The organism is Streptomyces sp. NPDC045955, from assembly GCF_056430805.1.
The window spans coordinates 233,731-257,857 of sequence record NZ_JBWKKY010000005.1; the positions used below are offsets into that span (position 1 = coordinate 233,731).

At 70.1% G+C, this 24,127-nt stretch carries 20 protein-coding genes; 10 read left to right on the forward strand and 10 right to left on the reverse strand.

Going from position 1 to position 24,127, the window contains the following annotated elements:
- Nucleotides 1–152: 152 nt before the first annotated feature.
- The 9 genes from AC07F0_RS12595 to AC07F0_RS12635 all read left to right on the forward strand — a co-directional run bounded on the left by AC07F0_RS12595 (nucleotide 153) and on the right by AC07F0_RS12635 (nucleotide 13,172).
- Nucleotides 153–1,562: a Cys-Gln thioester bond-forming surface protein gene (locus AC07F0_RS12595; protein WP_478977721.1), complete on the forward strand. Its 1,410-nt coding sequence runs from the start codon at nucleotides 153–155 to the stop codon at nucleotides 1,560–1,562.
- A 91-nt stretch (nucleotides 1,563–1,653) separates the two neighbouring features.
- Nucleotides 1,654–2,094, forward strand: a complete 441-nt coding sequence (locus tag AC07F0_RS12600) for an N-acetyltransferase family protein (RefSeq protein WP_478977724.1) — start codon at nucleotides 1,654–1,656, stop codon at nucleotides 2,092–2,094.
- 163 nt (nucleotides 2,095–2,257) lie between these two features.
- A complete protein-coding gene (locus AC07F0_RS12605; protein ID WP_478977727.1) occupies nucleotides 2,258–3,709 on the forward strand; it encodes a hypothetical protein in 1,452 nt (483 codons plus the stop codon).
- 29 nt (nucleotides 3,710–3,738) lie between these two features.
- The gene (locus AC07F0_RS12610; protein ID WP_478977730.1) at nucleotides 3,739–4,776 is read left to right on the forward strand and encodes a glutamate ABC transporter substrate-binding protein; all 1,038 of its coding nucleotides are present in this window, start codon (nucleotides 3,739–3,741) and stop codon (nucleotides 4,774–4,776) included.
- Between the two features lie 48 nt (nucleotides 4,777–4,824).
- Nucleotides 4,825–6,159, forward strand: coding sequence for a coiled-coil domain-containing protein (locus tag AC07F0_RS12615; protein WP_478977732.1), 1,335 nt, complete (start codon nucleotides 4,825–4,827; stop codon nucleotides 6,157–6,159).
- A 17-nt stretch (nucleotides 6,160–6,176) separates the two neighbouring features.
- Nucleotides 6,177–8,864, forward strand: a complete 2,688-nt coding sequence (locus AC07F0_RS12620) for a serine/threonine-protein kinase (RefSeq protein ID WP_478977735.1) — start codon at nucleotides 6,177–6,179, stop codon at nucleotides 8,862–8,864.
- A 3-nt stretch (nucleotides 8,865–8,867) separates the two neighbouring features.
- Nucleotides 8,868–10,241 carry a PP2C family protein-serine/threonine phosphatase gene (locus AC07F0_RS12625; protein ID WP_478977738.1) on the forward strand — a complete coding sequence of 458 codons (1,374 nt, stop codon included), beginning with the start codon at nucleotides 8,868–8,870 and terminating at the stop codon, nucleotides 10,239–10,241.
- Nucleotides 10,242–10,341: 100 nt separating this feature from the next.
- Nucleotides 10,342–11,688 (forward strand): vWA domain-containing protein, encoded by a 1,347-nt coding sequence (locus tag AC07F0_RS12630; RefSeq protein ID WP_478977741.1) that lies wholly within the window; start codon nucleotides 10,342–10,344, stop codon nucleotides 11,686–11,688.
- A gap of 32 nt (nucleotides 11,689–11,720) precedes the next feature.
- On the forward strand, nucleotides 11,721–13,172 hold the full coding sequence (locus tag AC07F0_RS12635; RefSeq protein WP_478977744.1) for an FHA domain-containing protein: 1,452 nt from the start codon (nucleotides 11,721–11,723) through the stop codon (nucleotides 13,170–13,172).
- Between the two features lie 25 nt (nucleotides 13,173–13,197).
- Here AC07F0_RS12635 and AC07F0_RS12640 read toward each other — a convergent pair whose 3' ends face one another.
- Nucleotides 13,198–14,181, reverse strand: coding sequence for a methyltransferase domain-containing protein (locus AC07F0_RS12640; RefSeq protein WP_478977747.1), 984 nt, complete (start codon nucleotides 14,179–14,181; stop codon nucleotides 13,198–13,200).
- 65 nt (nucleotides 14,182–14,246) lie between these two features.
- Between AC07F0_RS12640 and AC07F0_RS12645 the strand changes: the two genes are divergently transcribed.
- Nucleotides 14,247–14,660: a globin gene (locus AC07F0_RS12645; protein WP_478977750.1), complete on the forward strand. Its 414-nt coding sequence runs from the start codon at nucleotides 14,247–14,249 to the stop codon at nucleotides 14,658–14,660.
- 26 nt (nucleotides 14,661–14,686) lie between these two features.
- Here AC07F0_RS12645 and AC07F0_RS12650 read toward each other — a convergent pair whose 3' ends face one another.
- The 9 genes from AC07F0_RS12650 to AC07F0_RS12690 all read right to left on the reverse strand — a co-directional run bounded on the left by AC07F0_RS12650 (nucleotide 14,687) and on the right by AC07F0_RS12690 (nucleotide 23,805).
- Nucleotides 14,687–15,355: a DUF8185 domain-containing protein gene (locus AC07F0_RS12650; RefSeq protein ID WP_478977753.1), complete on the reverse strand. Its 669-nt coding sequence runs from the start codon at nucleotides 15,353–15,355 to the stop codon at nucleotides 14,687–14,689.
- Complete coding sequence (locus AC07F0_RS12655) at nucleotides 15,352–15,765, reverse strand: acyl-CoA thioesterase (RefSeq protein WP_355859252.1); 414 nt, start codon at nucleotides 15,763–15,765, stop codon at nucleotides 15,352–15,354. Before AC07F0_RS12655 ends, AC07F0_RS12650 begins: the two co-directional genes overlap by 4 nt.
- Nucleotides 15,766–15,767: 2 nt before the next feature.
- Nucleotides 15,768–17,432 (reverse strand): energy-dependent translational throttle protein EttA, encoded by a 1,665-nt coding sequence (ettA, locus tag AC07F0_RS12660; protein ID WP_478977756.1) that lies wholly within the window; start codon nucleotides 17,430–17,432, stop codon nucleotides 15,768–15,770.
- 780 nt (nucleotides 17,433–18,212) lie between these two features.
- The gene (locus tag AC07F0_RS12665) at nucleotides 18,213–18,764 is read right to left on the reverse strand and encodes a hypothetical protein (RefSeq protein ID WP_478977758.1); all 552 of its coding nucleotides are present in this window, start codon (nucleotides 18,762–18,764) and stop codon (nucleotides 18,213–18,215) included.
- 47 nt (nucleotides 18,765–18,811) lie between these two features.
- Entirely contained in the window at nucleotides 18,812–19,243 is a 432-nt protein-coding gene (locus AC07F0_RS12670; protein WP_356926524.1) for a hypothetical protein, read from the reverse strand.
- Nucleotides 19,244–19,253: 10 nt separating this feature from the next.
- Entirely contained in the window at nucleotides 19,254–20,165 is a 912-nt protein-coding gene (locus tag AC07F0_RS12675) for a hypothetical protein (RefSeq protein ID WP_478977761.1), read from the reverse strand.
- A 28-nt stretch (nucleotides 20,166–20,193) separates the two neighbouring features.
- A complete protein-coding gene (locus AC07F0_RS12680; protein WP_478977764.1) occupies nucleotides 20,194–20,622 on the reverse strand; it encodes a hypothetical protein in 429 nt (142 codons plus the stop codon).
- 43 nt (nucleotides 20,623–20,665) lie between these two features.
- Nucleotides 20,666–22,234, reverse strand: coding sequence for a phenylacetate--CoA ligase family protein (locus AC07F0_RS12685; RefSeq protein ID WP_478977767.1), 1,569 nt, complete (start codon nucleotides 22,232–22,234; stop codon nucleotides 20,666–20,668).
- Nucleotides 22,234–23,805, reverse strand: a complete 1,572-nt coding sequence (locus AC07F0_RS12690; protein WP_478977769.1) for a pyridoxal phosphate-dependent decarboxylase family protein — start codon at nucleotides 23,803–23,805, stop codon at nucleotides 22,234–22,236. The genes AC07F0_RS12685 and AC07F0_RS12690 overlap by 1 nt, the downstream gene beginning before the upstream one ends.
- Nucleotides 23,806–24,127 lie beyond the last annotated feature (322 nt).

Genomic DNA, 24,127 nt, shown 5'->3' on the forward strand with positions numbered 1-24,127 from the left:
ACTCGTCCGACTGCCTCACCGGCGAGCGGCGTCCGCCACGTACCTAGGATGCCGGGCATGGCTTTCGGGGCTCTTGCGGCCCGTGAGGCTTGTGATTCTGCTGGTGGGACCGTACCCCCCACATCGACGGGTCCTGCTCGAAGGGGAATTTGGTGTTTGCTTCGTTCTCTGCGGTGTTCGTACGCAGGCGAGGGGCTGTCCGCCTCGGTGCCGCGACGCTCGTGTCCGGGCTCGTCGCCGCGGGTGTGCTGGCCGGCGCCGGCCAGGCGACCGCCGAGGAGACGACGCCGAGTCAGGGCGGAGCGACCGCGACGATAGCCGGGCTGAAGACGTACGGCACCGCGGTGATACACGGCGCCTCCGGGGACCAGCAGGTGTCGGCGGGCCTGTTCGAGATGTCCGTCGAGGGCGGCGGCATGCTCCAGACGTACTGCGTCGACCTGCACAACCCGACGCAGCGGGACGCCGAGTACCACGAGACGCCCTGGAGCGGCACGTCCCTGGGCGCCAACAAGGACGCCGGCCGGATCCACTGGATCCTGCAGAACTCCTACCCGCAGGTGAACGACCTCGCGGCGCTGGCCCGGAAGGCGGGCGTTCGCGGTGCGCTGACCGAGCAGGACGCGGCGGCCGGCACGCAGGTGGCGATCTGGCGTCACTCGGACGACGTGGCGGTCGACGCCCTCGACCCGCAGGCCGAACAGCTCGCGGACTACCTGGAGAAGACCGCCCGGAGCCGGCCCGAACCCCGGGCCTCGCTCACCCTCGACCCGCCGGCGGTCTCCGGTCGGCCGGGGGAGCGTCTGGGCCCGGTGACGGTGCACACCAACGCCGGCAGTGTGACGGTGAGCCCGCCCGCGGACGCCGCCACGAGCGGGGTCCGGATCGTCGACAGGCAGGGCAAGGCCGTCACCTCCACGTCCGACGGCGGACAGGTGTTCTTCGAGGTGCCCGAGGACGCGGCGGCCGGCACCGCGGAACTGACCGTGCAGGCCTCGACGACCGTGCCGGTCGGCCGTGCCTTCGCCTCCGAGAGCCGGAGCCAGACGCAGATCCTGGCCGGTTCCAGCGAGTCGACGGTATCGGCGACGGCGGGCGCGACCTGGGCGAAGAAGGGCGCGATCCCGGCGCTGTCGGCGGCGAAGAACTGCGCCGAGGGCGGCGTGGACATCATCGCGTCCAACAAGGGCGACGAGCCGTTCACCTTCGAACTGGCGGGCCTCGAGCACACCATCGCCGCGGGCGAGTCCCGCACGGTGACGGTTCCGCTCCAGGAGGACCAGGCGTACGACTTCACGATCCGCGGCCCGGGCGGCTTCACCCAGCGCTTCACCGGCATGCTGGACTGCCAGGTCCAGGGCAGCGGGACCGGCACGGCCACGCAGACCCTCAGTGAACCGAGCCCGGCCTCGGTGGGCGGCACGGCGACGGACACCAACCTCGCCGAAACCGGCAGCTCGGGCGTCACGCCCCTCATCGCCGGCATAGCCATCACCCTGGTCCTGATCGGCGGAACGACCCTGATCGTGCTCCGCCGCAGGGAGACTCCGACGGGTGAGTGAAGTTCACGCCCCGCTGAGGCTCACGCCCCGCTGAGGCTCACGCTCCACGGAAGGCCACGTCCCAGGCCGGCCCTGGTTCTAGGCTCAGTGCATGAAGATCACGGTGCGGGCGGCGGCCGAGGCGGACCTGGCGGGGCTGCTGGGCCTCTACGGCGAACTGAACCCGGACGACGCGCCGTTGTCCCAGGCGGCAGCGGACGCCGTCTGGGCGGCGATATCCGGTCAGCAGGGGCGGACCGTCCTGGTCGCCGAGGCCGACGGTGCCGTGGCCGGGACGGCGGACTGCATCGTGATGCCGAACCTCACCCGTGGTGGCCGGGCCATCCTGTTCGTGGAGAACGTCGTGGTGGCCGGCCGTTTCCAGCGGCGGGGCGTCGGGCGTCGGCTCATGGAGTCCGCCGTGCGGCTGGGGGAGTCGGCCGGCTGCTACAAGGTGCAGTTGCTCGCAGCGGACGACGAGTACGTCCACCGCTTCTACGCAGCGTGCGGCTTCACGGCGGCGGCGCAAGGGTTTCGCCGCTACGTGGAGTAGCCGCGCGCATGCCCGGCGGGAACCGAACCGACGCCCGCGACGTGTATCCGGGCAAGGGGTGGTGCCTCGCGCTGCGATCAGATCAAGATCGAGGCAAGGGCGGTGCGGATGTCAGTGCCGGAAGGGATACTTGCGGCGACGGATGACCATGGGGGAGGTCACAGTGACACACCTGCCGACGAGCAGCACACCACCAACAGGCCCGGGCCTGCCCACCCTCCCGGCGGTACCGGCGCAACCAGCACCCGCGCAAGCCACGCAACCGCCGCAAGCTCCGCACGGCGGTACCGAGCCCCAGCCCCGCCGCACCGCCTTCGCCGAGGGCCTGGACCGACTCCGCGCCGCCGCCATCACGGAGCCCGGCCGCCTCCGTATCGTCGGCGCCCTCCTCGCGCTTCTCGTCGTCGCCTTCGGCGCCGTCACCGCCTGGCAGATGACCGACCGCGCGGCAGCGGCTGACGACGTCCTCACCAGCAGTCAGCCCCTCAGTTCGGACGCGGCCGACATCTACCGCTCCCTCGCGGACGCCAACACCGCCGCCTCCAGCGGCTTCCTCGCCGGCGGCCAGGAGACGGCCGCCTCCCGCGACCGCTACGAGAAGGACATCCGCACGGCCGCGGAGAAACTCGTCAACGCCGCCGCCAACTCGGACCCGGACTCCCCGTCCGCGGCGACCATCGCCAAGCTCAACAGACTCCTCCCGGAGTACAAGGGCCTGGTCGAGCGCGCCCGCACCTACAACCGCCAGGGCTTCCCGGTCGGCGGCGCCTACCTCCGCTACGCCAACGAGAAGATGCAGGAGCAGATGCTCCCGGCGGCGGAGGACCTGTACACGAAGGAGAACCAGCGCCTGCGCGCGGACTACGCGGACGCCACGCCCTACCCCTGGGCCGCCATCGCGCTCGGCCTCGCCGCCCTGGCCGCCCTCGCCTGGGCCCAGCACCGCAACTACCAGCGCACGAACCGTGTCCTGAACCAGGGCCTGGTCGCCGCCACGGCCACCGCGACCGTGGTCCTCCTCTGGCTGGTCGTCGGCCACAGCGTCGCCCGCGCGGGACTCAACGACTCCTACGAGCACGGCGTCCGTTCCCTGAACGTGCTGCACGACGCCCGTATCGCCTCCCTCAAGGCACGGGGCAACGAGAACCTGACCCTGGTGTCCCGCGGCGCCGAGACGAAGAAGGTCGGCGAACAGACCTACGACGCCTACGACTACGACTTCCGCACGGACATCGACGCCCTGGGCAAGCAGCTGGCGGCCGCCCGGAAGCTCGCCGACGACCCATCGGGCGCAAACCCCGTCACGGCTGCCGTGGGCAACATGGCGGAGTGGAAGAAGCGCCACACCGCGGCCCGCGAGCAGGACGAGAACGGCAACTACCAGCAGGCGCTGGACAAGGTCGTCGGCACCGGGAAGACGACCGGCGAGTGCTTCGACAGCGTCGACGCGAACCTGCGCAGGGCACTCGCGCACGAGGAAGCCGAGTTCAAGCGCGCGGCCGACGACGGCCGGGACGCCCTGACGGGCCTGTCGGCGGGCGCGGCCGTCCTCGCGGTGCTCGGCGCCGCCGGCGCGGTGCTCGGTATCGGCCGCAGGCTGTCGGAGTACCGATGAACGGGACACGGGTGAAAGGGGGCGCGACCATGCGAGCACGACGTCTGCGGGCCAGTCTGAAGGGCTGGGGCGGGGTGGCCGCGATGGCGGTCGTCTGCGCCCTGGTGGCGGTCTTCGCCCTGTGCGTCCCGCTGTCCGGACCAAGGAGCGTGGCCGACCAGGCCGTCGCCCAGTCGGCCACGATCAAGGCCGAGAAGGCCGAAGCGGACTGCGAGGACCCCGAGAAGCAGACCCTGCCGCCCTCCTCCGCCGACGGCGACACCATCCAGGCGATCAAGAACCGCCAGGGCGGGAAGCGCAAGCTGATCGTCGGCGTCGACCAGAACAGCTACCGCTGGGGCTACCGCGACCCCAACAGCGGCAAGCGCGGGGAGCTGGAGGGCTTCGACATCGACCTGGTCCACCGCATCGCCGAGGACATACTCGGTGACCGGAACGCGGTCCAGTTCAAGGCGATCCCCACCAACGAGCGCATCCCGGCGATCCGGGACGGCCGCGTGGACATGGTCGTCCGCACGATGACGATCAACTGCGAGCGCATCGAGGACGTCGCCTTCTCCGCGCCGTACTTCAAGACCGGACAGCAGGTCCTGGCCCCCAAGTCCTCGCCTATCAAGGGCTACGACGGCACGCTCGCCGGCAAGCGGATCTGCACGGCCACGGGCTCCACGGCGTACTCCACGCTGGAAGCGGACAAGAAGAGCGGCAAACTCCCCGCCACCACCGACATCTCCGAGACCGTCCCGAACCAACTCGACTGCCTGGTCAGGCTCCAGCTCGGCGAGGCCGACGCGGTGGTCACCGACGGCGCGCTCGCCGCGAGCCAGGCGGCACAGGATCCGACGGTCGAGCTCAAGGGCGATGCCTTCACTGCCGAGTACTACGGCGTGGCGATGAAGAAGGACGCCCACGACCTGGTACGCCGGGTCAACCAGATCCTGGTGGACTACCGCAAGGACACCGCGACCGGCTGGCAGGCGTCGTACGACAAATGGCTGTCGGCGACACTGGGCAAGAATTCGGAGAAGTCGGAACCACCGGCACCGCAGTACCTGCGCACGACCTGACAACCGCACCGACCCCCCAACCGGCACAACCGCAGCGAGAGGTGATCGATGGGCGTCACGGGATCCACCGGGCCGGTGATGGACCGGGACGAGGTGGACCGTGCGCTGGCGCGGCTCGGCGCGGAGCACGAGGCGATCGAGACCTCGCTCCTCGCCCTCCAGGACCACGCGGGCCGCAGACTCCTGGAAGGCGCCGAGCTCACGGGCGTCACCCAGGAACGCTGGACGTCCACAGAGGCGTCGATCACGCTGCTGTGGACGTACTTCGACGCGTACACGGCCGCCTTGCGCACCGCCCGGGAGATCCGGGCCCGCCGCCGCTGGTCCAGTCGCGAGGACCTGGTGGAGCTCACCGAGCTGCTGAGCGGCGACTCGGTCACGGTCGCGGGCAGCGCCACGGCAACGGCCAACGCCCCGACCCTGCACGGCACGGGGAACAGGCTCAGCGAACGCTACTCGCTCGCCACCCTCGTCGACCGGATGAACGAGCTGTACGCGACGAGCCTGGACATGGTCGTCGCGGCCGACGCGGTCTGGTCGGCGCTGCCGGCCCGGATCGACCTGCTGGCCGCCGAGCTCCAGCGCACCCGCAGGCTCGCGCACTCGGTCGGCGTGCGCCCCGGCGAGCACCCGGCGGGTGACGACCTGGAGCGCATCACCCGCACGCTCACGAAACTGCGCGAGCAGGTCGTGTCGGACCCGCTGGCGTTCTGGCAGGCCTCGGAGGGCAGTTCGGCTCCGGGCGGCGGCAGGCCCGACACGACGGTGTACGACCGGGAGGCACGCGCCCTGGAGTACGTGCGCCGGGAGATCGACGCCGTCCTGACGGTGCGCCAGGACGCCGAGAAGCGGATCGTCAGACTGCGCGACGTCCTCAGCCGCGCGGACCGTACGCTCGCCGAGGCGCGCACCGCCCGCGGCGAGGTCCTCGCGAAGATCGCCGCGACGGAGGTGCCGGTCGTCAGCGGACCGCCGACGGCGTTGCAGGAGCAGCTGGCCGCGGCCGCGGAGTACCGCAGACAGGCCCAGTGGCACCGCCTGTCCCCGCTCCTGGAGTCGCTGGAGCAGAAGGCGGAGGAAGAACTGCTGCGCGCCCGCGAGTCGTTGACCGCGGTCACCGCACCCCTGGCGGTCCGTGCCGAACTGCGCGGCCGGCTCGACGCGTACAAGGCGAAGGTCGCCCGGCACGGCTTCGCCGAGGACACGCTGCTGGTGGAGCGGTACGAGAAGGCCCGCCGCATGCTGTGGAGCGCCCCCTGCGACCTGCGCGCCGCCGAACAGGCCGTGCTGCGCTACCAGCAGGCCGCCGCGGATCTGCTCGGCGGCCCGCGGGTGCCGGACCAGGGTGTGCCGGAGGACGACCGGAGGGGGCCGGGCGCATGAGCGACAAGGGGGAGTCCGTGAGTCAGGCACCGAACGAACCACCCAACGAACCGCCGAGCCGGTCACCGGGCCAGGCACCGGGCGGAACACCGGGCGAGCCGCAGCGCACCTGTCAGCGCCCCGCCTGCGGCGGCAGCTACGAGGACGTGGGCGGCGGCGAACTGTACTGCGACACCTGCGGCCTCGCCCCGGTCGTCGCCGCTGGGGGTCCCCCCTCTGGGGGAGGCATGGTCGGGTCACCCCCCACCGGCATCACCGCCGGCGGCAAGGGCGGCTCACACGGCTCGGGGCGCAGCGGCAGCTCCCGCTCCAGCAGCCGCAGTTCCCGTACGTCGTCCCAGTCGTCGAAGTCCCGCCGCTCGGTGTCGGGACGCCTCTCGCGCTCCCTGTCGGGCAAGGCGACGGGCCGCTCGGTGTCGGTGCGCAGCTCCGGTTCCGCCGCCGGTTCCTCGTCGCGGGGCCGACTGGGCGCGGGACTGGTCCAGGTCCCGCCGATCCCGCGGCCCGACCCGCGCGAAATGGTCCTGGACAACCCCGAAGTGCCCGAGCGGAAGCGGTTCTGCTCGCGCTCCGACTGCGGCGCTCAGGTGGGCCGGGCGCGCGGCGACCGGCCGGGGCGTACGGAGGGCTTCTGCACCAAGTGCGGGCATCCGTACTCGTTCGTTCCGAAGCTGAAGGCCGGGGACGTCGTGCACGGCCAGTACGAGGTGGTCGGCTGCCTCGCGCACGGCGGGCTGGGCTGGGTCTACCTGGCCGTCGACCGGGCGGTCTCCGACCGCTGGGTGGTCCTCAAGGGCCTGCTGGACACCGGTGACCAGGACGCGATGGCCGCGGCCATCTCCGAGCGGCGCTTCCTCGCGGAGATCGAGCACGCCAACATCGTGCGGATCTACAACTTCGTGGAGCACCTGGACCAGCGCACGGGCTCCCTCGACGGCTACATCGTCATGGAGTACGTCGGCGGCAAGTCGCTGAAGGAGATCGCCAACGCCCGTCGCACCCCGCACGGCAGGCGCGATCCGCTGCCGGTGGAGCAAGCCTGTGCGTACGGCCTGGAGGCCCTGGAGGCGCTCGGTCATCTGCACAGCCGCAACCTGCTGTACTGCGACTTCAAGGTCGACAACGCGATCCAGACCGAGGACCAGCTCAAGCTGATCGACATGGGCGCGGTGCGCAGGATGGACGACGAGGAGTCGGCCATCTACGGCACGGTCGGCTACCAGGCGCCGGAGGTCGCCGAGGCCGGCCCGTCGGTGGCGAGCGACCTCTACACCGTCGCCCGCACGCTCGCGGTCCTGACCTTCGACTTCCAGGGCTATACGAACGTCTACGTCGACTCCCTGCCCGACCCGGACAACATCGAGGTGTTCCGGCAGTACGAGTCGTTCTACCGCCTCCTGGTCCGCGCCACGGACCCCGACCCGGCCCGCCGGTTCGCCTCCGCGCAGGAGATGACCGAGCAGCTGACGGGCGTCCTTCGGGAGGTCGTCTCCCTCCAGACGGGCCGTGCCCGGCCCGCCCTGTCCACGCTGTTCGGGCCCGAGCTGCGGGTCACGGACACGGAGTTGTTCCCGAAGCTGGACGGTGAGGTGTCCCGGCTGGGGGCGAGGGTGGTGCGCAAACGGCGCAACTCCGCTACGGCGGCGACGCTGCCGGCCGTCCCTGCCCAACCCCACGCCGCCCAGCTCGCCGCCGGGCCCGGAGGAGCCGCGACAGGGCCGGTCCCCGGCAGTGCGCCGGGCCTGCCCAGCCTCCACGGCCTCGTCAAACCTGTCGACACCCGCGCCGCCTCCCTCGCCCTCCCCGTGCCCCGCGTCGACCCGTCCGACCCCAACGCCGGTTTCCTGGCGGGCCTGATGACCTCCGCCCCGGCCGAGCTGCTCGGCGCCCTCGCGGCGGCTCCGGCCCCGTCGATCGAGACGCGGCTGCGGCAGATCCGGGGCTGGCTGGAGACCGGTGATCCGGCCGCCGCGCTGGAGGCGCTGGTCACGCTGGAGGGCGAACGGGCCGACGACTGGCGGGTGGTCTGGTACCGGGGCGTGGCCGCGCTGGTCACGGGTGACGACGAGGGCGCCGCGCTCGCCTTCGACGCGATCTACGACGCCTTTCCCGGCGAGATCGCGCCCAAGCTGGCGCTGGCCCTGTGTGCGGAGGTGCTGGGCCAGCTCGACAACGCCGCCGAGTACTACCGGCTGGTGTGGTCGACGGACCCGAGCTATGTGAGCGCCGCGTTCGGCCTGGCCCGCGTGCAGTTGGCGACCGGGGACCGGCGCAGCGCCGTACGGACGCTGGAGTCGGTCCCGGAGTCCTCCATCCACTACACGGCCGCCCGTGTGGCCGCCGTCCGGGCGCGGCTGCGGCAGCGCACGGCGACCGCCTCCGACGTACCGTTCCTGGAGGACCTCACGGCCGCCGCGGCGCAGGTCGAGGCCCTGGACGCGTACGGTCTGGACCCGGCGCGCCGGGAGCAGTTGTCGGCCGAAGTCCTCGGCTGCGCGCTGGACTGGGTACTCTCCGGGGGCCAGGGTTCCGCCCCTCCCGCCGCCGGAGGACGGACGCTGCTCGGCAGCGGCCTGGACGAGCGGGGCCTGCGTTTCGGCCTGGAACGCTCGTATCGCACGCTGGCCCGGCTGGCGCGCGGCGGCGAGGAGAGGATCGACCTGGTGGAACGTGCCAATCGTTACCGCCCCCGGACGTGGGTGTAGTTGATGTCGCAGATGCCCCAGTTGTCCGCCTGCCCGAGTTGCGAGGAACCCCTCGAATCGGGTGACCGTTTCTGCGGCGCGTGCGGATATGACCTGTCCGCCGTGCCGGTACGGCCTCAGGACAACCCGACCATCACCATGAACGGCTCGGTGCCCGCGCAGGGCGCTGCGGCCGGTGCGTATCCCGAGCCGCCGTCGGTGCCGCCCGCCGGCGCGCCCTGGCCCGCCCCGGGGCCGGACGCACCCCCGCTCCCCGGTGCCCCGCCGGCCGAGGGGGTCCGCTTCGACCATCCGCCCCGGACCGAGGGGCACGCCGCCCCGCCCGGCGGCTACGCCCCACGGCCGGAGGGGTATCCGGCACAGTCCGAGACCTACCAGGCACAGCAGCCCGACGAGTACCTCCTCCAGGCACCGGACCCACGGGTGTCCGCCGACCCGGCGGCCCAGGCCGCGGGCGCCGGCGGCAAGGCCTGCGTGGCCTGCCGGGCCGGCCGCGTGGACGACGACGGCTACTGCGAGAACTGCGGCCACGCCCAGCCGCGCGAACGGGACCACATGGAGCAGGAGTCCGGCCCGGTGGCCGCGGTCAGCGACCGCGGCCTGCGCCACCACCGCAACGAGGACGCGTTCGCCATCGGCAGCACCGCCCTGCCGGACGGCTCACCCGCCTCCGTGGCGATCGTCTGCGACGGAGTCTCCTCGGCGACCCGCCCCGACGACGCCTCGATGGCGGCGTCGAAGGCGGCGAGCGAGTCACTGCTGGACGCCCTGCCACGCGGCACGCACCCGCAGCAGGCGATGCACGACGCGATCATCGCCGCCTCGCGCGCGGTCAACTCGCTCGCCGCCGAACCCGCCACGGCCCGCGAACAGGCCCCGCACCAGAATGCGCCCGCGTGCACCATCGTCGGCACCGTGGTCACCTCCGGCCTGCTGATCGTCGGCTGGGTCGGCGACAGCCGCGCCTACTGGGTCCCGGTCGACCGGAGCGCACCCCCCGCCCGGCTCACCGAGGACGACTCGTGGGCCGCGCAGATGGTCGCCGCGGGCCTGATGAACGAGGCCGAGGCCTACGCCGACGAGCGCGCCCACGCGATCACCGGCTGGCTCGGTGCGGACGCCTACGAACTGGAGCCGCACACCGCCGCGTTCAAGCCCGACCGGCCCGGCGTGGTCGTGGTCTGCACGGACGGCCTGTGGAACTACGCGGAGGCGGCCGACGAGATGGCCCGGGTCGTCCCGCTCGACGCCGCCGCGCAACCGCTGCACAGCGCCCGGGTGCTCGTCGGTCACGCCCTGGACGGTGGGGGCCACGACAACGTAACAGTGGCCCTCGTGCCGTTCCCGGCCGTCTCCCAGGGGGCAGGATCGGCCTGAGGCCGCGTTACGGGGATGCCTCAGCGGACCGGAGGGGACCGGTCCGCCTACCGTCATCACCCTGCTCCGGCGGGGGTTTTCGAGGGGGAGAGAAGCAGGCATGGCCAATTTCTCGAAGTCGAACGTGCCCCAGTTCTCGGTGGACGTCTATCAGAACGAGTACCTGCCGGAGGGTGCCGGCGAGGTCAACGCCATCGTCACGGTGACGGCGACCGGCGGCGGCACGATCGGCACCGCGGTCTCGGCGCCCCACCTCTTCTCGCCCGGCCAGAGCCCGTCCGCGGCCGTGGCGATCATGGTCGACTGCTCCGGATCGATGGACTACCCGGCGACCAAGATGCGCAACGCCCGCGACGCCACGGCCGCCGCGATCGACACCCTGCGCGACGGCGTGCACTTCGCCGTGATCGGCGGGACACACGTGGCCAAGGAGGTCTACCCGGGCGGCGGTCGCCTCGCGGTCGCCGACGCCACCACCCGCGAGCAGGCCAAACGCGCGCTGCGCTCGCTCAGCGCGGGCGGCGGCACGGCCATCGGCACCTGGCTGAGACTGGCCGACCGCCTGCTGTCCTCCGCGGACGTCGCCATCCGGCACGGCATCCTGCTCACCGACGGCCGCAACGAACACGAGTCACCCCAGGACCTGAAGGCCGCGCTCGACGCGTGCGCAGGGCGCTTCACCTGTGACGCGCGCGGCGTGGGCACCGACTGGGAAGTGAAAGAAGTCACAGGGATCGCCTCCGCCCTGCTCGGCACCGCCGACATCGTCGCCGACCCGGCCGGGCTCGCCGCCGACTTCACGCAGATGATGGAGACGGCGATGGGCAAGGAGGTCGCGGACGTCTCCCTGCGGCTGTGGACCCCGGTCGACACCACTGTGAAGTTCGTCAAGCAGGTCGCGCCCACGGTCGAGGAACTGACCGGCCGGCGCACCGAGGCGGGGCCGCGTGCGGGCGACTACCCCCTGGGTTCCTGGGGAGACGAGTCCCGTGACTACCACGTCTGCGTCGAGGTCCCGGCCGCGAACATCGGTCAGGAGATGCTGGCGGCCCGGATCTCGCTGGTCATTCCGCAGCCCGACGGCACCGCCCAGAACCTCGGCGCGCAGGGCCTGGTCCGTGCCGTGTGGACGGACGACATGGTCGCCTCCACGTCGATCAACCCTCAGGTCGCCCATTACACCGGGCAGGCGGAACTGGCACAGGTCATCCAACAAGGGCTGGATCTTCGTAAGTCGGGAGATATGGATGGAGCAACGGCCAAACTGGGCAGGGCCGTTCAGCTCGCGAGTGCCTCCGGGAACGCCGATACTGCGAAACTGCTTGCGAAGGTGGTGGACGTGGTCGATGCCGCGACCGGTACTGTGCGACTGAAGGCGAAGGTCGAAGAGGCCGACGAGATGACGCTCGAGACCCGGTCCACCAAGACTGTTCGCGTGAAGAAGTGACCTAGAAGAGATCGAAGGAGGGACGCGCCGACATGCCGACCTGCCCGAACGGACACCAGTCGGGTTCCGACGACTGGTGCGAGGTCTGCGGTCACCGCATGGCGGGTGCCGTGCCTCCGCCTCCTCCACCGCCGCCCCCGCCCGGCGGCTACGGCTTCCCGCCCCCTGGTGGCCCGGGCGGCCCCGGTGGCCCTCCCGGCGGACCCGGTGGTCAGCCCGGTGGGCGTCCTCCGCACCTGTCCGCCGTGCCGAACGCCGAGCCGGAGCTCTGCCCGCAGTGCCGTACGCCGCGTGAGGGCGGCGCGCCGTTCTGCGAGGAGTGCCGGTGGAACTTCCTGACGAACACGGCGACTTCGTACACCCCCGCCGCACCGCCCCCGCCGCCGCCCGGCCCGGGCGTGCGCTTCCAGCCGCCGGGCCAGCCCGGTCAGTCCGGTCCTCCTGGTCCCCCCGGCCCGTCCGGTCCCTCGTACGGCGGCGGTGACTCGTACGAGTACCAGGGCTCCCGCCCGTCGCAGGTGAACCGCCCGGCCGAGCCGATCCCGCCGTTCGGCAGCGACCCCTCGGGCCACCCCGGCCCCGGCGGTCGTCCCGGTCCTGGTGGTCCCGGCGGTCCTCCCGGTCCGCCCGGATTCGGCCCCGACCCCTCGCGGCCGGTCCCGCCTCCGCCCGGCCCCGGTGGTCCTGGTCCCGGTGGTCCGGGTGGCCCCGGCGGTGCTCCGCAGGGCTTCCAGCAGTCCGGCCCGCCGGCTCCGCCCCGGTTCCCGCAGGAGACCCAGCGTCCGCAGCAGGGCGGTCAGTCCTTCGGCGGTGGCGCTGACGACTGGGTGATCTCCCCGCCGTCGTCCCCCGGCCCGGGTGGCGGCCCTGGCGGACCCGGTGGCCCCGGCGGTCCCGGTGGCGGTCCGGGCGGTGGCTACGGCTACCCGCAGCCGGGCGCCACCCAGGCCCCGCCCGGCCCCGGTGGCGGTCCGGGCGGCGGTCCGGGCGGTGGCTACGGCTACCCGCAGCCCGGCGCGACCCAGGCCCCGCCCGGCCCCGGCGGCTTCCCGCAGCAGCCCCAGGCTCCTCAGGGACCGGCGACCTGGACCGCGACCATCGGCCCGGACCGTGAGTACTTCATGGCGATGATGCAGCGCTCCGGCCCCGAGGCCGCGGGCCTGAACCTGCCCGCGTACTCGCCCGAGCAGCAGCGCACGCTCACCGGCAACCAGATCACGATCGGCCGCCGTCGGCACTCCACCGGCGACACCCCGGACATCGATCTCTCGGTGCCGCCGGAGGACCCGGGCGTCTCGCACCAGCACGCGGTGCTGGTCCAGCAGCCCGACGGCAGCTGGGCGGTCGTCGACCAGAACTCGACGAACGGCACGACGGTCAACGGCTCGGAGGACCCGATCCAGCCGTTCGTCCCCGTGCCGCTCCAGGACGGCGACCGGGTGCACGTGGGCGCCTGGACGACGATCACGATCCGCCGCGGCTGAGCCCCGCTCAGGACACGAGCCGGGCTCAGGACGGGAGGGGCCAGGCGTACGGCCCCTCCGGGTCGTCCAGCCAGGCCCACTCCCGGTCCCCGCTGACGGTGATGCCGTAGCGCTCGCGCTGCGGCCTGCCCTCCTGCTCCCACAGTGAGTGCGCCTCCTGCGGGTCGAGGGTGCCGCGGGTCAGGCCCAGCAGGAACCGGAACAGGTCGTCCTCCCTGGCCCGGCGCGGTACGCCGCCCAGCTGGAGCGGCTCGCCCCCGGGCCGGCTCCCGCCGCGCAGCGGCACGAAGTAGGCGGGCGTGTGCAGGAAGCGCCCCTCGGCGTGGTCGGCGTCCGTCACCGTGAGCACCACCAGGCCCGTGGCGAGCGGTATCAGGATCCGGCCACCGGGGCGGCTCTGGGCGAGCCAGGCGCGCGGCACGGTGCTCAGCGCGCAGGTGGCGATGATCCGGTCGAACGGCGCGCGCTCGGGCACGCCCCGTGAGCCGTCGCCGGTGACGACGACCGGGTGGTACCCGGCCGCGGCCAGGTGCCGGCGGGCCGACTCGGTGATCTCCGGGTCGAGATCGACGGTGGTGACCCGGTCGTCGCCCAGCCGGTGGGCGAGCAGCGCGGCGTTGTAGCCGGTGCCGGCGCCGATCTCCAGGACCGTGTTCCCGTCCTCCACGCGCAGCGCGGCCAGCATGTCCGCCATCAGGGACGGCTGGCTGCTGGAGGAGAGCAGTTCGCCGTCGCGCAGCCGGGTCGCCAGCGGGGTGTCCTCGTAGGCGCCCCGTATCCACCGCTCCCGTCCCCGCGGGTCGGGGCTCTGGCCCCACCGGCGTTCGTAGCCGCCGGCGACCCCGACGTAGTAGTACGGCACGAAGAGGTGACGCGGGACCGCCGCGAACGCCTCCCGCCACACCGGGTCGGCGGCCAAGGCTCCGCTCGCCTCGATCCGGCGCACCAACGCCGCCCGCGCGGAGGCGGCGAGATCGTCCATTTCCCTGTCGGGTGCATGCCCGCCCATACCCCCACAGTAAGGGCACGGGGCCGGTCCTAGGCCTTGAGTCCTATGTCCCCGCGTCTGAGAGCATGGAGAGCGTGAGAGAGATTCGGCGCGGCACGCTTCAGGAGCAGACCTTCTACGAGCAGGTCGGCGGGGAGGAGACCTTCCGTCGGCTCGTCCACCGTTTCTACGAGGGAGTCGCCGAGGACCCGCTGCTGCGGCCCATGTATCCCGAGGAGGACCTGGGCCCGGCCGAGGAGCGCCTCACGCTCTTCCTCATCCAGTACTGGGGCGGCCCCACGACGTACAGCGACAACCGCGGCCACCCGCGCCTGCGGATGCGGCACGCGCCCTTCACGGTCGACCGTGCGGCGCACGACGCCTGGCTGAAGCACATGCGGGCCGCCGTCGAGGAGCTCGGGCTCTCCGAGGAACACGAGCAGACGCTGTGGAACTACCTGACGTACGCGGCGGCCTCGATGGTGAACAGCCCGGGCTGACCTGACACGCAGGGGCGCGGTGACGGTCAGCGGACGCTGACGTCCAGCGCCCCCAGCCCGGCCCGCCGTACGGCGACCGACCCGTACGGCGTGCGCAGCCTGAGCCACGCGCCCGACGAGAACAGGCCCAGTGGCACTCCGGGCCGCAGGAAGCCGAGCGACTGTGCCGCGTGCACGGCCCGGACCGGGAGCCGGGTGTCGCCGACCGTACGGGACCAGATGTCCCGCCCGATCCGGTCCAGCTCGGCCCTCGTACGCCGCTCGTCCGGCAACTCCTGCGTACGGGAGCGGAACTCGGCGACGGCGGCGGCCACGAGGGTCCGCAGCGCCTCGGGCGCCGGCAGCCCCGGCTCGGGTCGCCAGCCGCCGCGCGGCGGCAGCACGCCCGCCCACGGCGGCCCGGTCACCGCGCCCGGCACGACGGCCGTGGCGCCCTTCTCGTCCACCGACTCCAGCAGCTCACCGGCGGACACGGTCACGTCAAGGGTGACGTCGAGGCCGTCCTCGTACGGCTTCGACAGCCGCACCGCGCGCACGGCCAGCACCTCGAAGGACGGCGGCCGCCCGAACACGGCCAGGGCGGTGCCGGCCGCCTGGAGGCGCACCGCGGCCCCGCGGTCGTAGTGGAGCAGCCGGGAGAGGAAGGCCGCGAGATCCGCCGCCTCCCCCTCGTCGGCGAGGTGGAGCACCGTCATGCGGCGACGGCCTCCTCCTCGTCGTCGTCCATGTACTCCCGGAGGAACTCGCGTTCCTCCGAGGTGATCCGGCGCGGGCGCTGGGCCTCGAAGTCGAACGGCACTATCACCGTCGAGGCCCGGACGTAGACCAGGTCGTCGTCCTTCACCTCGTAGGTGAGGGTGAAGGACGCCGCCCTGATCTCCGTGACCCACAGCTCGATGTCCACCGGGGTGTGCCGGTGGACCAGCTGCCGTTTGTAGTCGATCTCATGGCGTGCCACCACGGACCCCTGCTTGAAGTCCTTCTCCGGACGGAACAGGAAGTCGATACGGGCCTCCTCCAGGTAGCGGAGGAACACCACGTTGTTCACGTGGCCGTACGCGTCCATGTCCGCCCAGCGCAGCGGGCAGCGGTAGATGTGCCGCAAGATCAGCCCCGGGTCAGCTTCTTGTAGGTGGCGCGGTGCGGACGCGCGGCGTCCGGGCCGAGCCGCTCGATCTTGTTCTTCTCGTACGACTCGAAGTTGCCCTCGAACCAGAACCACTTGGACTCGCCCTCGTAGGCGAGGATGTGCGTGGCGATGCGGTCCAGGAACCACCGGTCGTGGGAGACGACCACGGCGCAGCCGGGGAACTCCAGCAGCGCGTTCTCCAGGCTGGAGAGGGTCTCGACGTCCAGGTCGTTGGTCGGCTCGTCGAGGAGCAGCAGGTTGCCGCCCTGCTTGAGGGTGAGCGCGAGGTTCAGCCGGTTGCGCTCACCGCCGGAGAGCACACCGGCCGGCTTCTGCTGGTCCGGTCCCTTGAACCCGAAGGCGGAGACGTACGCGCGCGACGGCATCTCGACCTGGCCCACGTTGATGTAGTCCAGCTCGTCGGAGACGACCGCCCACAGCGTCTTCTTCGGGTCGATGTTCTCGCGGCTCTGGTCGACGTACGAGATCTTGACGGTGTCGCCGACCTTGATGGAACCGGAGTCGGGCTCCTCGAAGCCCTGGATCATCTTGAACAGCGTCGTCTTGCCGGCGCCGTTCGGGCCGATGATGCCGACGATGCCGTTGCGCGGCAGCGTGAAGCTCAGGTCGTCGATGAGCAGCTTCTCGCCGAAACCCTTGGTGAGGTTGTTGACCTCGACGACGACGTTGCCCAGGCGCGGGCCCGGCGGGATCTGGATCTCCTCGAAGTCCAGCTTCCGCATCTTGTCGGCCTCGGCGGCCATCTCCTCGTAACGGGCGAGACGCGCCTTGGACTTGGCCTGCCGCCCCTTGGCGTTCGACCGCACCCAGTCGAGCTCCTCCTTGAGGCGCTTCTGCCGCTTGGCGTCCTTCTGGCCCTCGACCTTGAGGCGGGCGGCCTTGGTCTCCAGGTACTTCGAGTAGTTGCCCTCGTAGGGGTAGAGGCGGCCGCGGTCGACCTCGCAGATCCACTGGGCGACGTTGTCGAGGAAGTACCGGTCGTGGGTGACCGCCACGACGGTGCCCGGGTACTTGGCCAGGTGCTGCTCCAGCCAGTTCACGGACTCGGCGTCGAGGTGGTTGGTGGGCTCGTCGAGCAGCAGCAGGTCGGGCTGCTCCAGCAGCAGCTTGCACAGCGCGACGCGGCGGCGCTCACCGCCGGACAGGTTGACGACGGGCCAGTCGCCGGGCGGGCAGCCCAGGGCGTCCATGGCCTGCTCCAGCTGGGCGTCGAGGTCCCACGCGTTGGCGTGGTCGAGGTCCTCCTGGAGCTTGCCCATCTCGTCCATGAGCTCGTCGGTGTAGTCGGTCGCCATCTGCTCGGCGATCTCGTTGAACCGGTCGAGCTTGCCCTTGATCCCGGCGACACCCTCCTGGACGTTCTCCAGGACGGTCTTGTCCTCGGTCAGCGGGGGCTCCTGGAGCAGGATGCCGACCGTGTAGCCGGGGCTGAGGAAGGCGTCACCGTTGGACGGCTGCTCGATCCCGGCCATGATCTTGAGGATGGTCGACTTGCCGGCGCCGTTCGGGCCGACGACGCCGATCTTCGCTCCCGGGTAGAAGCTGGTCGTCACGTCGTCGAGGATCACCTTGTCGCCGTGCGCCTTACGCGCCTTGCGCATGGTGTAAATGAACTCAGCCAAGAGAAACCGTCCGGCAGCTTGAATACGGCAGTGGGCAGATACACCCCATCTTGCCGTACCGCTACCCCTGGGTGGAAACGCGTAGGGGTGGGGGGCTGTGACCTGGGGGTTCGTGGTGAGCGGCTGAGACTCGACTGTCACTGCCGGTCGCCGTTGGTCGACCTCGGGCACCCTCGCACGGCCCAGGGACGGCCCAGGGGTGATCAGTCAATGGCAGCGTTCTACGGGGTTGGGCCACTGTCACGACGTGAACGGCAGGGCTGACCGCCCTCACCGCTCGCATGACGTGGACGCACCGAAGCACCGGGACAGCCCGCCCACGCGAAAGCCTGTGCCTACCGGTTGATCGGGATCTCGTAGACGATCTCACAGTGAGCGGCGGGCACGACGATGTCCGGGCTGCATGTGAACTCAGCCACACCTCCTGCTGCGGCTGCCGCAGCACTGGGTCGGCGGGCAGTACGACACGCACCGGAACCGGCAGCAGCTCGGGCCCGGAAGCGTCATCGGAAGGCGGCGTCACGGCTCCCACGGTAAGCGGGGGAGTCCACGAGACGCCGACAGCACGAGTGCCTGTGTGCGATCTCTCGGGCTGGTGTCGGTGGAGGTGAGCGTCGGTGGTGCTGGTCTGGTGGTTGGTGTTGGGTGCTGGTCAGTGGTGACACTCGGCGGGCCGACAAATCCCGAACAAGGACAGTCGAGACGTCAGTCGGCGGGTCAGACCCACCCGCAGCGCCACCACGTCACATCCTCACTGCCAGTCGTGGACCGGGGGCGCCGTCATACCGCCACCACACGCAGGGCGGGGTGTTCCTCGGTGTTGAGGTACACCCGTTCCTTCCCGCCCTCCTGCTCCAGTTCCACCACCAAGCGGTACCGGTACAGTCCGGGTTTCGCGGTGCTCAGGACGACGCCGGCCCAGTAGTAGTAGACCGGGGTCATCGGGGAACGCATGCGGTCCGGGCCGCCGTAGATCTTGAGTTCGGTGAGCAGCTTGTTTTCGGCGACGTCATCCTCGTCGCCCTTCTCGATGTCCAGGACGACGATGTTGTTGATCTTGGGCATGGGCGGCCAGCTTCCGTCCAGTCGCTTCTGCATGTCGATGGGGCGGATGATCCAGTTGAGGACCTGGCCCTGCTTGCAGACGGTCTCCAGTTTGTGTGTGCCCTGGCCCTCGCCGCCGATGCTGTTGTCCATCATGTACATCGCGTCGCGCAGGGTCCCCATCGCGACGGCCTTTTCCATGTTGACGAGCGTGACGATGTTGAGCTGGACCGAGTTCAGCTGGCCGGGGTTCTGCTTCTGTTCCGCGGGGTTGGGGGTGGTGCTCATCAGCGTGTCTCCTTCGGGTGCACCGTCTGGCCCGCCGCTCACCCTGGCTAACCGACCAGGGCGGGCGAGAGGGCGGCGATGATGGGTTCGTTCCTCGTCCCCACCTGAAAGGTGATCCGGTAGGGGACCGCACCGTCGATGTCCTTCTTCACAGTGCCCGTCCAGTAGGTGACGTCGGTGTCCGGATACACCATGCGCTCCGGTTCACACACGTTCTTGTCGATGTCGATTCCGTGGATCGCGACGTGTGCCTCACACTCCAGCGCGATCGTGGTCCACAGCACCTGGTCTCCGCGCTTGACCTTGGTCTTCAGCTCCTCCGTACCGAAACCCGTCGAGCCACTGGCCTTGTTGGTGTCGTACAAATAGACCTCACCGCTGGTGCTGTCGCTTGCCAGTACGCCGACGACGTCGACCACAGCCGTGATGGTGATCGGCCGGGCGGTGGTCGTCCGCTTGTGCTTGGTGGACGTGGCCATCTGCTGCTCCTCAGTGCTGGGGGGCCATGGGTGCTGTAGGAGTGGTGGGCGCCGTGGGGGCCGTGCGTGTCGCAGGTCCCATGGGTGAGGTAGGTGCTGTGGATCCGTGGGGTGCCCTGGGCGAAGTGGGTGGCATGGTGGTCGGGGCCTGCATGGGCGCGATGGGGAGATAGCCCATGCCCGCCTTGGTGAAGGCGTTGCGCTTCGGCTCGCTGGTGATCTTCAGGCTGGATCGACAGGTGAAGTTCACCGGTTCCCAGATCACCTCACGGCCGCGCTGCACCAGGTCGTGAAGCTGGATCCGCATCTCGTACGTGTAAGTGCCGGGCCGCGAGGTGTCGACGGAGGCCGCCCAGTACCAGCCGTCGGTCACCAGGTCGGGAGAGCCGTATTCGGCGGGATACATGATCTTCTCCTCGACGGCCTGGCCGAAGACGTCGGTGATGATCGGCGGCGGGTAGCTGTGCGCCTGGCTGCTGCCCTCGGTGACGATGTTTCCGGTGACGTCAAGCACCTTCTGGCCGCGGCTGCCGCGGCCGTGAGTGTTGGCCCGCATGCCGAGTGCCTTGCGGATGTGCTCCAGTTCGGCGACGTCAGGGGCGCCGGAGCCGTTGGCGAAGGACTGCAGGTTGGCCAGCACCTCCTCGTCGCTGCGCTGAGACCGATCGGCCGCGTAGCCGCGTGGCACGCTCGGGGGAATGGAACCGAGGCTGTAGGGCAGCCAGTTGAGGACCTGCTCCGTCGCCTGCGAGCCGTCCTGCCAGTAGGAGCCGTGAATGGCGGTGACCAGGTTCTCTGTGCCCTGGTTCTCGGAACCGTACAGTTTCGCGTTGTCGAACCAGTAGGTGTTGCCGCTCAGCGTCCGTTCCGCCAGCGCGTTGGCGGTGTCCACGAGCACGATGATGCCTAGCTGCTGAGGCATGAACCTGCCTTTCTCGTCGAGTGGTCGGTCACGCGCACATCAATGCGGGCGAATCGATGAACAGGACACTGTTCTTTCCCTCGTACATCTGGAGTTCCAGGCGGTACTTGTAGGGCACGCCGATGCCCATGAAGGGCGGAACGATCCCGGCCCAGACGTCGAGATCGAGCTGTTCGCTTTCACCGGACCAGTCGGACGGCCGGGACTCGCCGTGTCCGTTTGATGAATCGAGGAAGGTGATGCTCTTGATCTCCACCGGTGTCTGGAGGTCGACGGCGAGGGCCTGCCACTGGACAATCTGGCCCGGCCGTACGACGGTGCACAGGTCCGGAGTTCCCTGGCCGGTGCTCTGAAAAGGACCGTCGTCCATGAGCGACAGATTGCCGTTGTGCAAAGTACGGTCGGAGAGCGCCCCGATACTGTCCACCAGGGCGATGATGTTCACCTGCGGTTTCATTTCTCACTCCTGTTCTGACAGATGTTTCGCTGTTGCCCTGCGGTTATTGCCCACGGTCCCGGACCAGGGGCACCTTTCCGACCTCGGTGCGTTCGATCTCGGATGACCCCTTGAACACGAACTGGACACGGAAGTCGTATCCGGTCTTCTCGATGGACACCGGATTCGCCTCGCCGTCGTTGAACAGCGACAGGGCGTGGGGCAGCGCGTTCAGGAAGACGTGCCGCAGGCCATACGGACCGAGGGCGGAGTCCAGACGGAATGCCGCACCCTGCGGGTCGTCCACGGACACGAGGAGCGTGAGGATCTTCGCTTCGCGGTGATTGACGAACTGGATCTCGTGCGCCACGGCGTCCAGATCCACGGCACCGGCCACCCGCAGGTCCTCGCCCAGCGCGGTAAGGGCCCGTGAGGCCGAGTACTGGCTGTCGTTCAGGTGCAGTACGTCACCGGTGCGGCCCGCGAACTCGAACTGCTGCGCCTTCAGCCCCGGGCCGTCCCGCCGCGGTCTGCGCATCATCCGGTCACCCAGTTTGAGCCGCAGCAGTGGCGCCTCGTGGGCGTGCAGCCGCGTGACGACCAGCTCGCCCTCGGAGCCCTCGGCGACCCAGCGCCCCTGCTCGTCGACGATTTCCACCAGGTGCAGGCCGGGCACGGCGGACAGCTCCGCCGCGGCGGGGTCCAGCTGGAGCCCGATGGTCTCCGCCTGGGTGGCCGCGAAGTAGCTGAGGATCTCGACGTTCGGGTAGACGGCCCGAAGGTCGGCTCGTTTGCGTTCGGGCAGCACCCCACTGCCGTACAGGGCGAGGCGGAAACTCTCCCGCGCCGCCTGGTTCATGCCCGCGCCGAGATCGCTGAGGACGGCGATACCGGCGGTGATCCCCATCAGGGCCTTGGGCCCCGGGTAGGAGAACATGTGCTCCAGGACCGGCGCGGTGACGGGCCCTGCGCCGACGTAGTTGACGCCGGGCACGTTCTGCAGCACCCCGCCGACCATGGTCCCACTGCTCCACATCTGGTAGTCGGCCAGCGTGGTGTACAGCCACTTCGGCCCGGCACCGGTGAGCCGGGAGGCGAGTTGGTACGTGCCCATGAAATGACCGGCGACCTGGTACGTGTCCCACAGCTCCCGCAGCGAGTACACCGTCTCCAGCGGGCTGCCGCTGGAGGTGCCGCCGCTCGCCACGATCTCGAAACCACCGTGGTCGAGCGGTACGACCATGCCCTCTCGGCCGCCCATGAAGAAGTCGCGCTGGACGTTCTTGTCGGCGAGCGGAATCGCCTGCCATTCCTCGAAGCTCTGCGGCGCTCCCGTGACCCCGGCGCCGTGCAGCCTGCTGCGCCAGAGCGGATTGAGCTGGACGGTGTGGACCATCTGCTGAAGCCGGCGCAGGACCAGGGCGTCCTGCACCTCGTGCGGGAGTTCGCTGTACGGCGTCCCGAGGACGCGCGCGCACTCCCGCATTTTACTCGCGAAGGACGGGAGATTCGTCACGGCGGTGACGGATTCGGGCTTCCATTCCCAGTCCGGGATGAGCCAGTTGATCAATTCAACGGGATTATCGGCGTTCCCGGGAGCCGTGATGGCCTGCGGGACGGCAGTGGTGGTCATCATTCATGCCCTGTTCGTTGGTGCGGCGTCCGTTCGGTGCCGAGCAGTTCCTGCCCGGCACGGCGGATCTCGTCGAGCAGCATACGGAAATGCCTGGTCGTGATCTGGTGGTTCATCATGACGACGCGCAAGGCGGCGACATCGTCCACATCGACCTTGGAGACGAAGAAGGTGCCGCGCTGTTTGACGCGGTCGCGGATCGCCACCTGGAATCGGTGCACGTCTTTGTCTTCCAGTTCGGCCGGATGATGCCGAAAGCAGAGGATGTTGGCTTCGGGGACGTGGAGCGTACGGAAATCCGGCTCGCTCTCAAGAATGCGGTGGGCTTCCTTGGTCAGCCGACATAGATACTCAGTCTTCTGCGCGAAGAGGGACGGCCCGAACATGGCCCAGAGGGTCCAGAGCGTCATGATCATCGGACGCTTGGTGCACTCGAAGTTTTTGTCGCCGCTGTCGAGTTCGGTGTAGATGTCGGGTTTCTCGTCGAACACGTAGCTCGCCTTCTGGCGGAACGCGCCGAGGCTGTGCTGCCGGTCCCGGTAGAAGAGCATGGTGCACGGGGCCGGCACGTACATCATCTTGTGCGCGTCCCAGGTCAGAGAGTCGGCCTGCTCGATTCCGCGCAGCCGGTCCCGGAGCCGGTCCGACACCAGCAGACTCGCCCCGTGCGCGCCATCCACATGAAGCCACAGGTTCCGCTCCCGGGCGAGAGCGGCGAGTTCGTCGAGCGGGTCGAAGGCGCCGACGGCCGTGGTACCCGCCGAGGCCACGAGACAGAACACTTTGAGCCGACGCGCCCTGGCCTCGTCGAGAGCGGCACGGGCGCGCTCCACGCAGATCTGACGCCGGGCGTTGAGTGGCAGCCGGACGATCTGCCCGGCGCCGATGCCCATCACCCCGGCCGCCCGCTCCACGCTGTAGTGCACGTCAGCGCCGACTGCGATCGCGGGTCGGCCTCCACCACCCTGCGCCGCGGTTCCCTCCGTCCAGTACGAGGGGAAGTGCTGGTTGCGTGCCGCGAGCAGGGCGGTGAGGTTGGCCAGCGACCCGCCCGAGGTGGTCACCATGGCGAAGGTGCCCGGCTCCCAGCCGATGAACCGGTTCAGCTCCTCCGCCATGATCCGCTCCGCGACGTTGGGCAGCTGGCCGGCCTCGTAGAAGGAGGAAGGCTGGTTGACGACGGAGCTGACCAGGTCGACAACCGCGGCGAGGGGCACGACCCCGGAGAACTGACGTCCCATGTAACCCGGCGAGTGCACCGGGATACCGGTTCTGATGTACAGGTCGAGAATGGCGCCGAGCCGCTTTGCGTCGAACTTTGCGACGTGCCTGGACTCGGTGGTCATCAATGCGCGGGCGGCTCCCAGGAGCACGGCCGGGTCGGTGAGGTTCAACCCGCGCACGGAGTGGTCAGCGAGATGCTCTTCCAGCAGGGCCAGGGCGGTGTCTGAACCCTCGCGGAACAGTCGAGGATCGAATGTAGCGACGAAGTCACCGTCCGGGAACGGCGACGGACAGGCCACGTCCGTAATGGCGGTAAGGACGGGCTCGGGGCACCGGGAATCCGTCAAGGAAGGTCTCCGGAATCAGAGGAAACGTTCGCTGTCCCGAATGATCGACAGCCACTACAGGCTTGCCGCTCGAATATGCCTGTGTCCAGGAAGATCCACCCAAACGGGACCCGAATCCCCCTCAGGCAGGAAGCGGAAGCACGGCCGGATCTTTCAGTGCGCCCGCGCGTGCCTCCGAGTCACCCATGTGAGCAGCGCTGTTGCATGGAAGTGGGCATCAGGGCGGGAGCAGGGCTGTGCGCATGATGATCCGATCCACATGCAACGGACGGCGACTCCGCATATGCGCAAGACTCTTGCATATGCCAGCCTGACGAGAGTG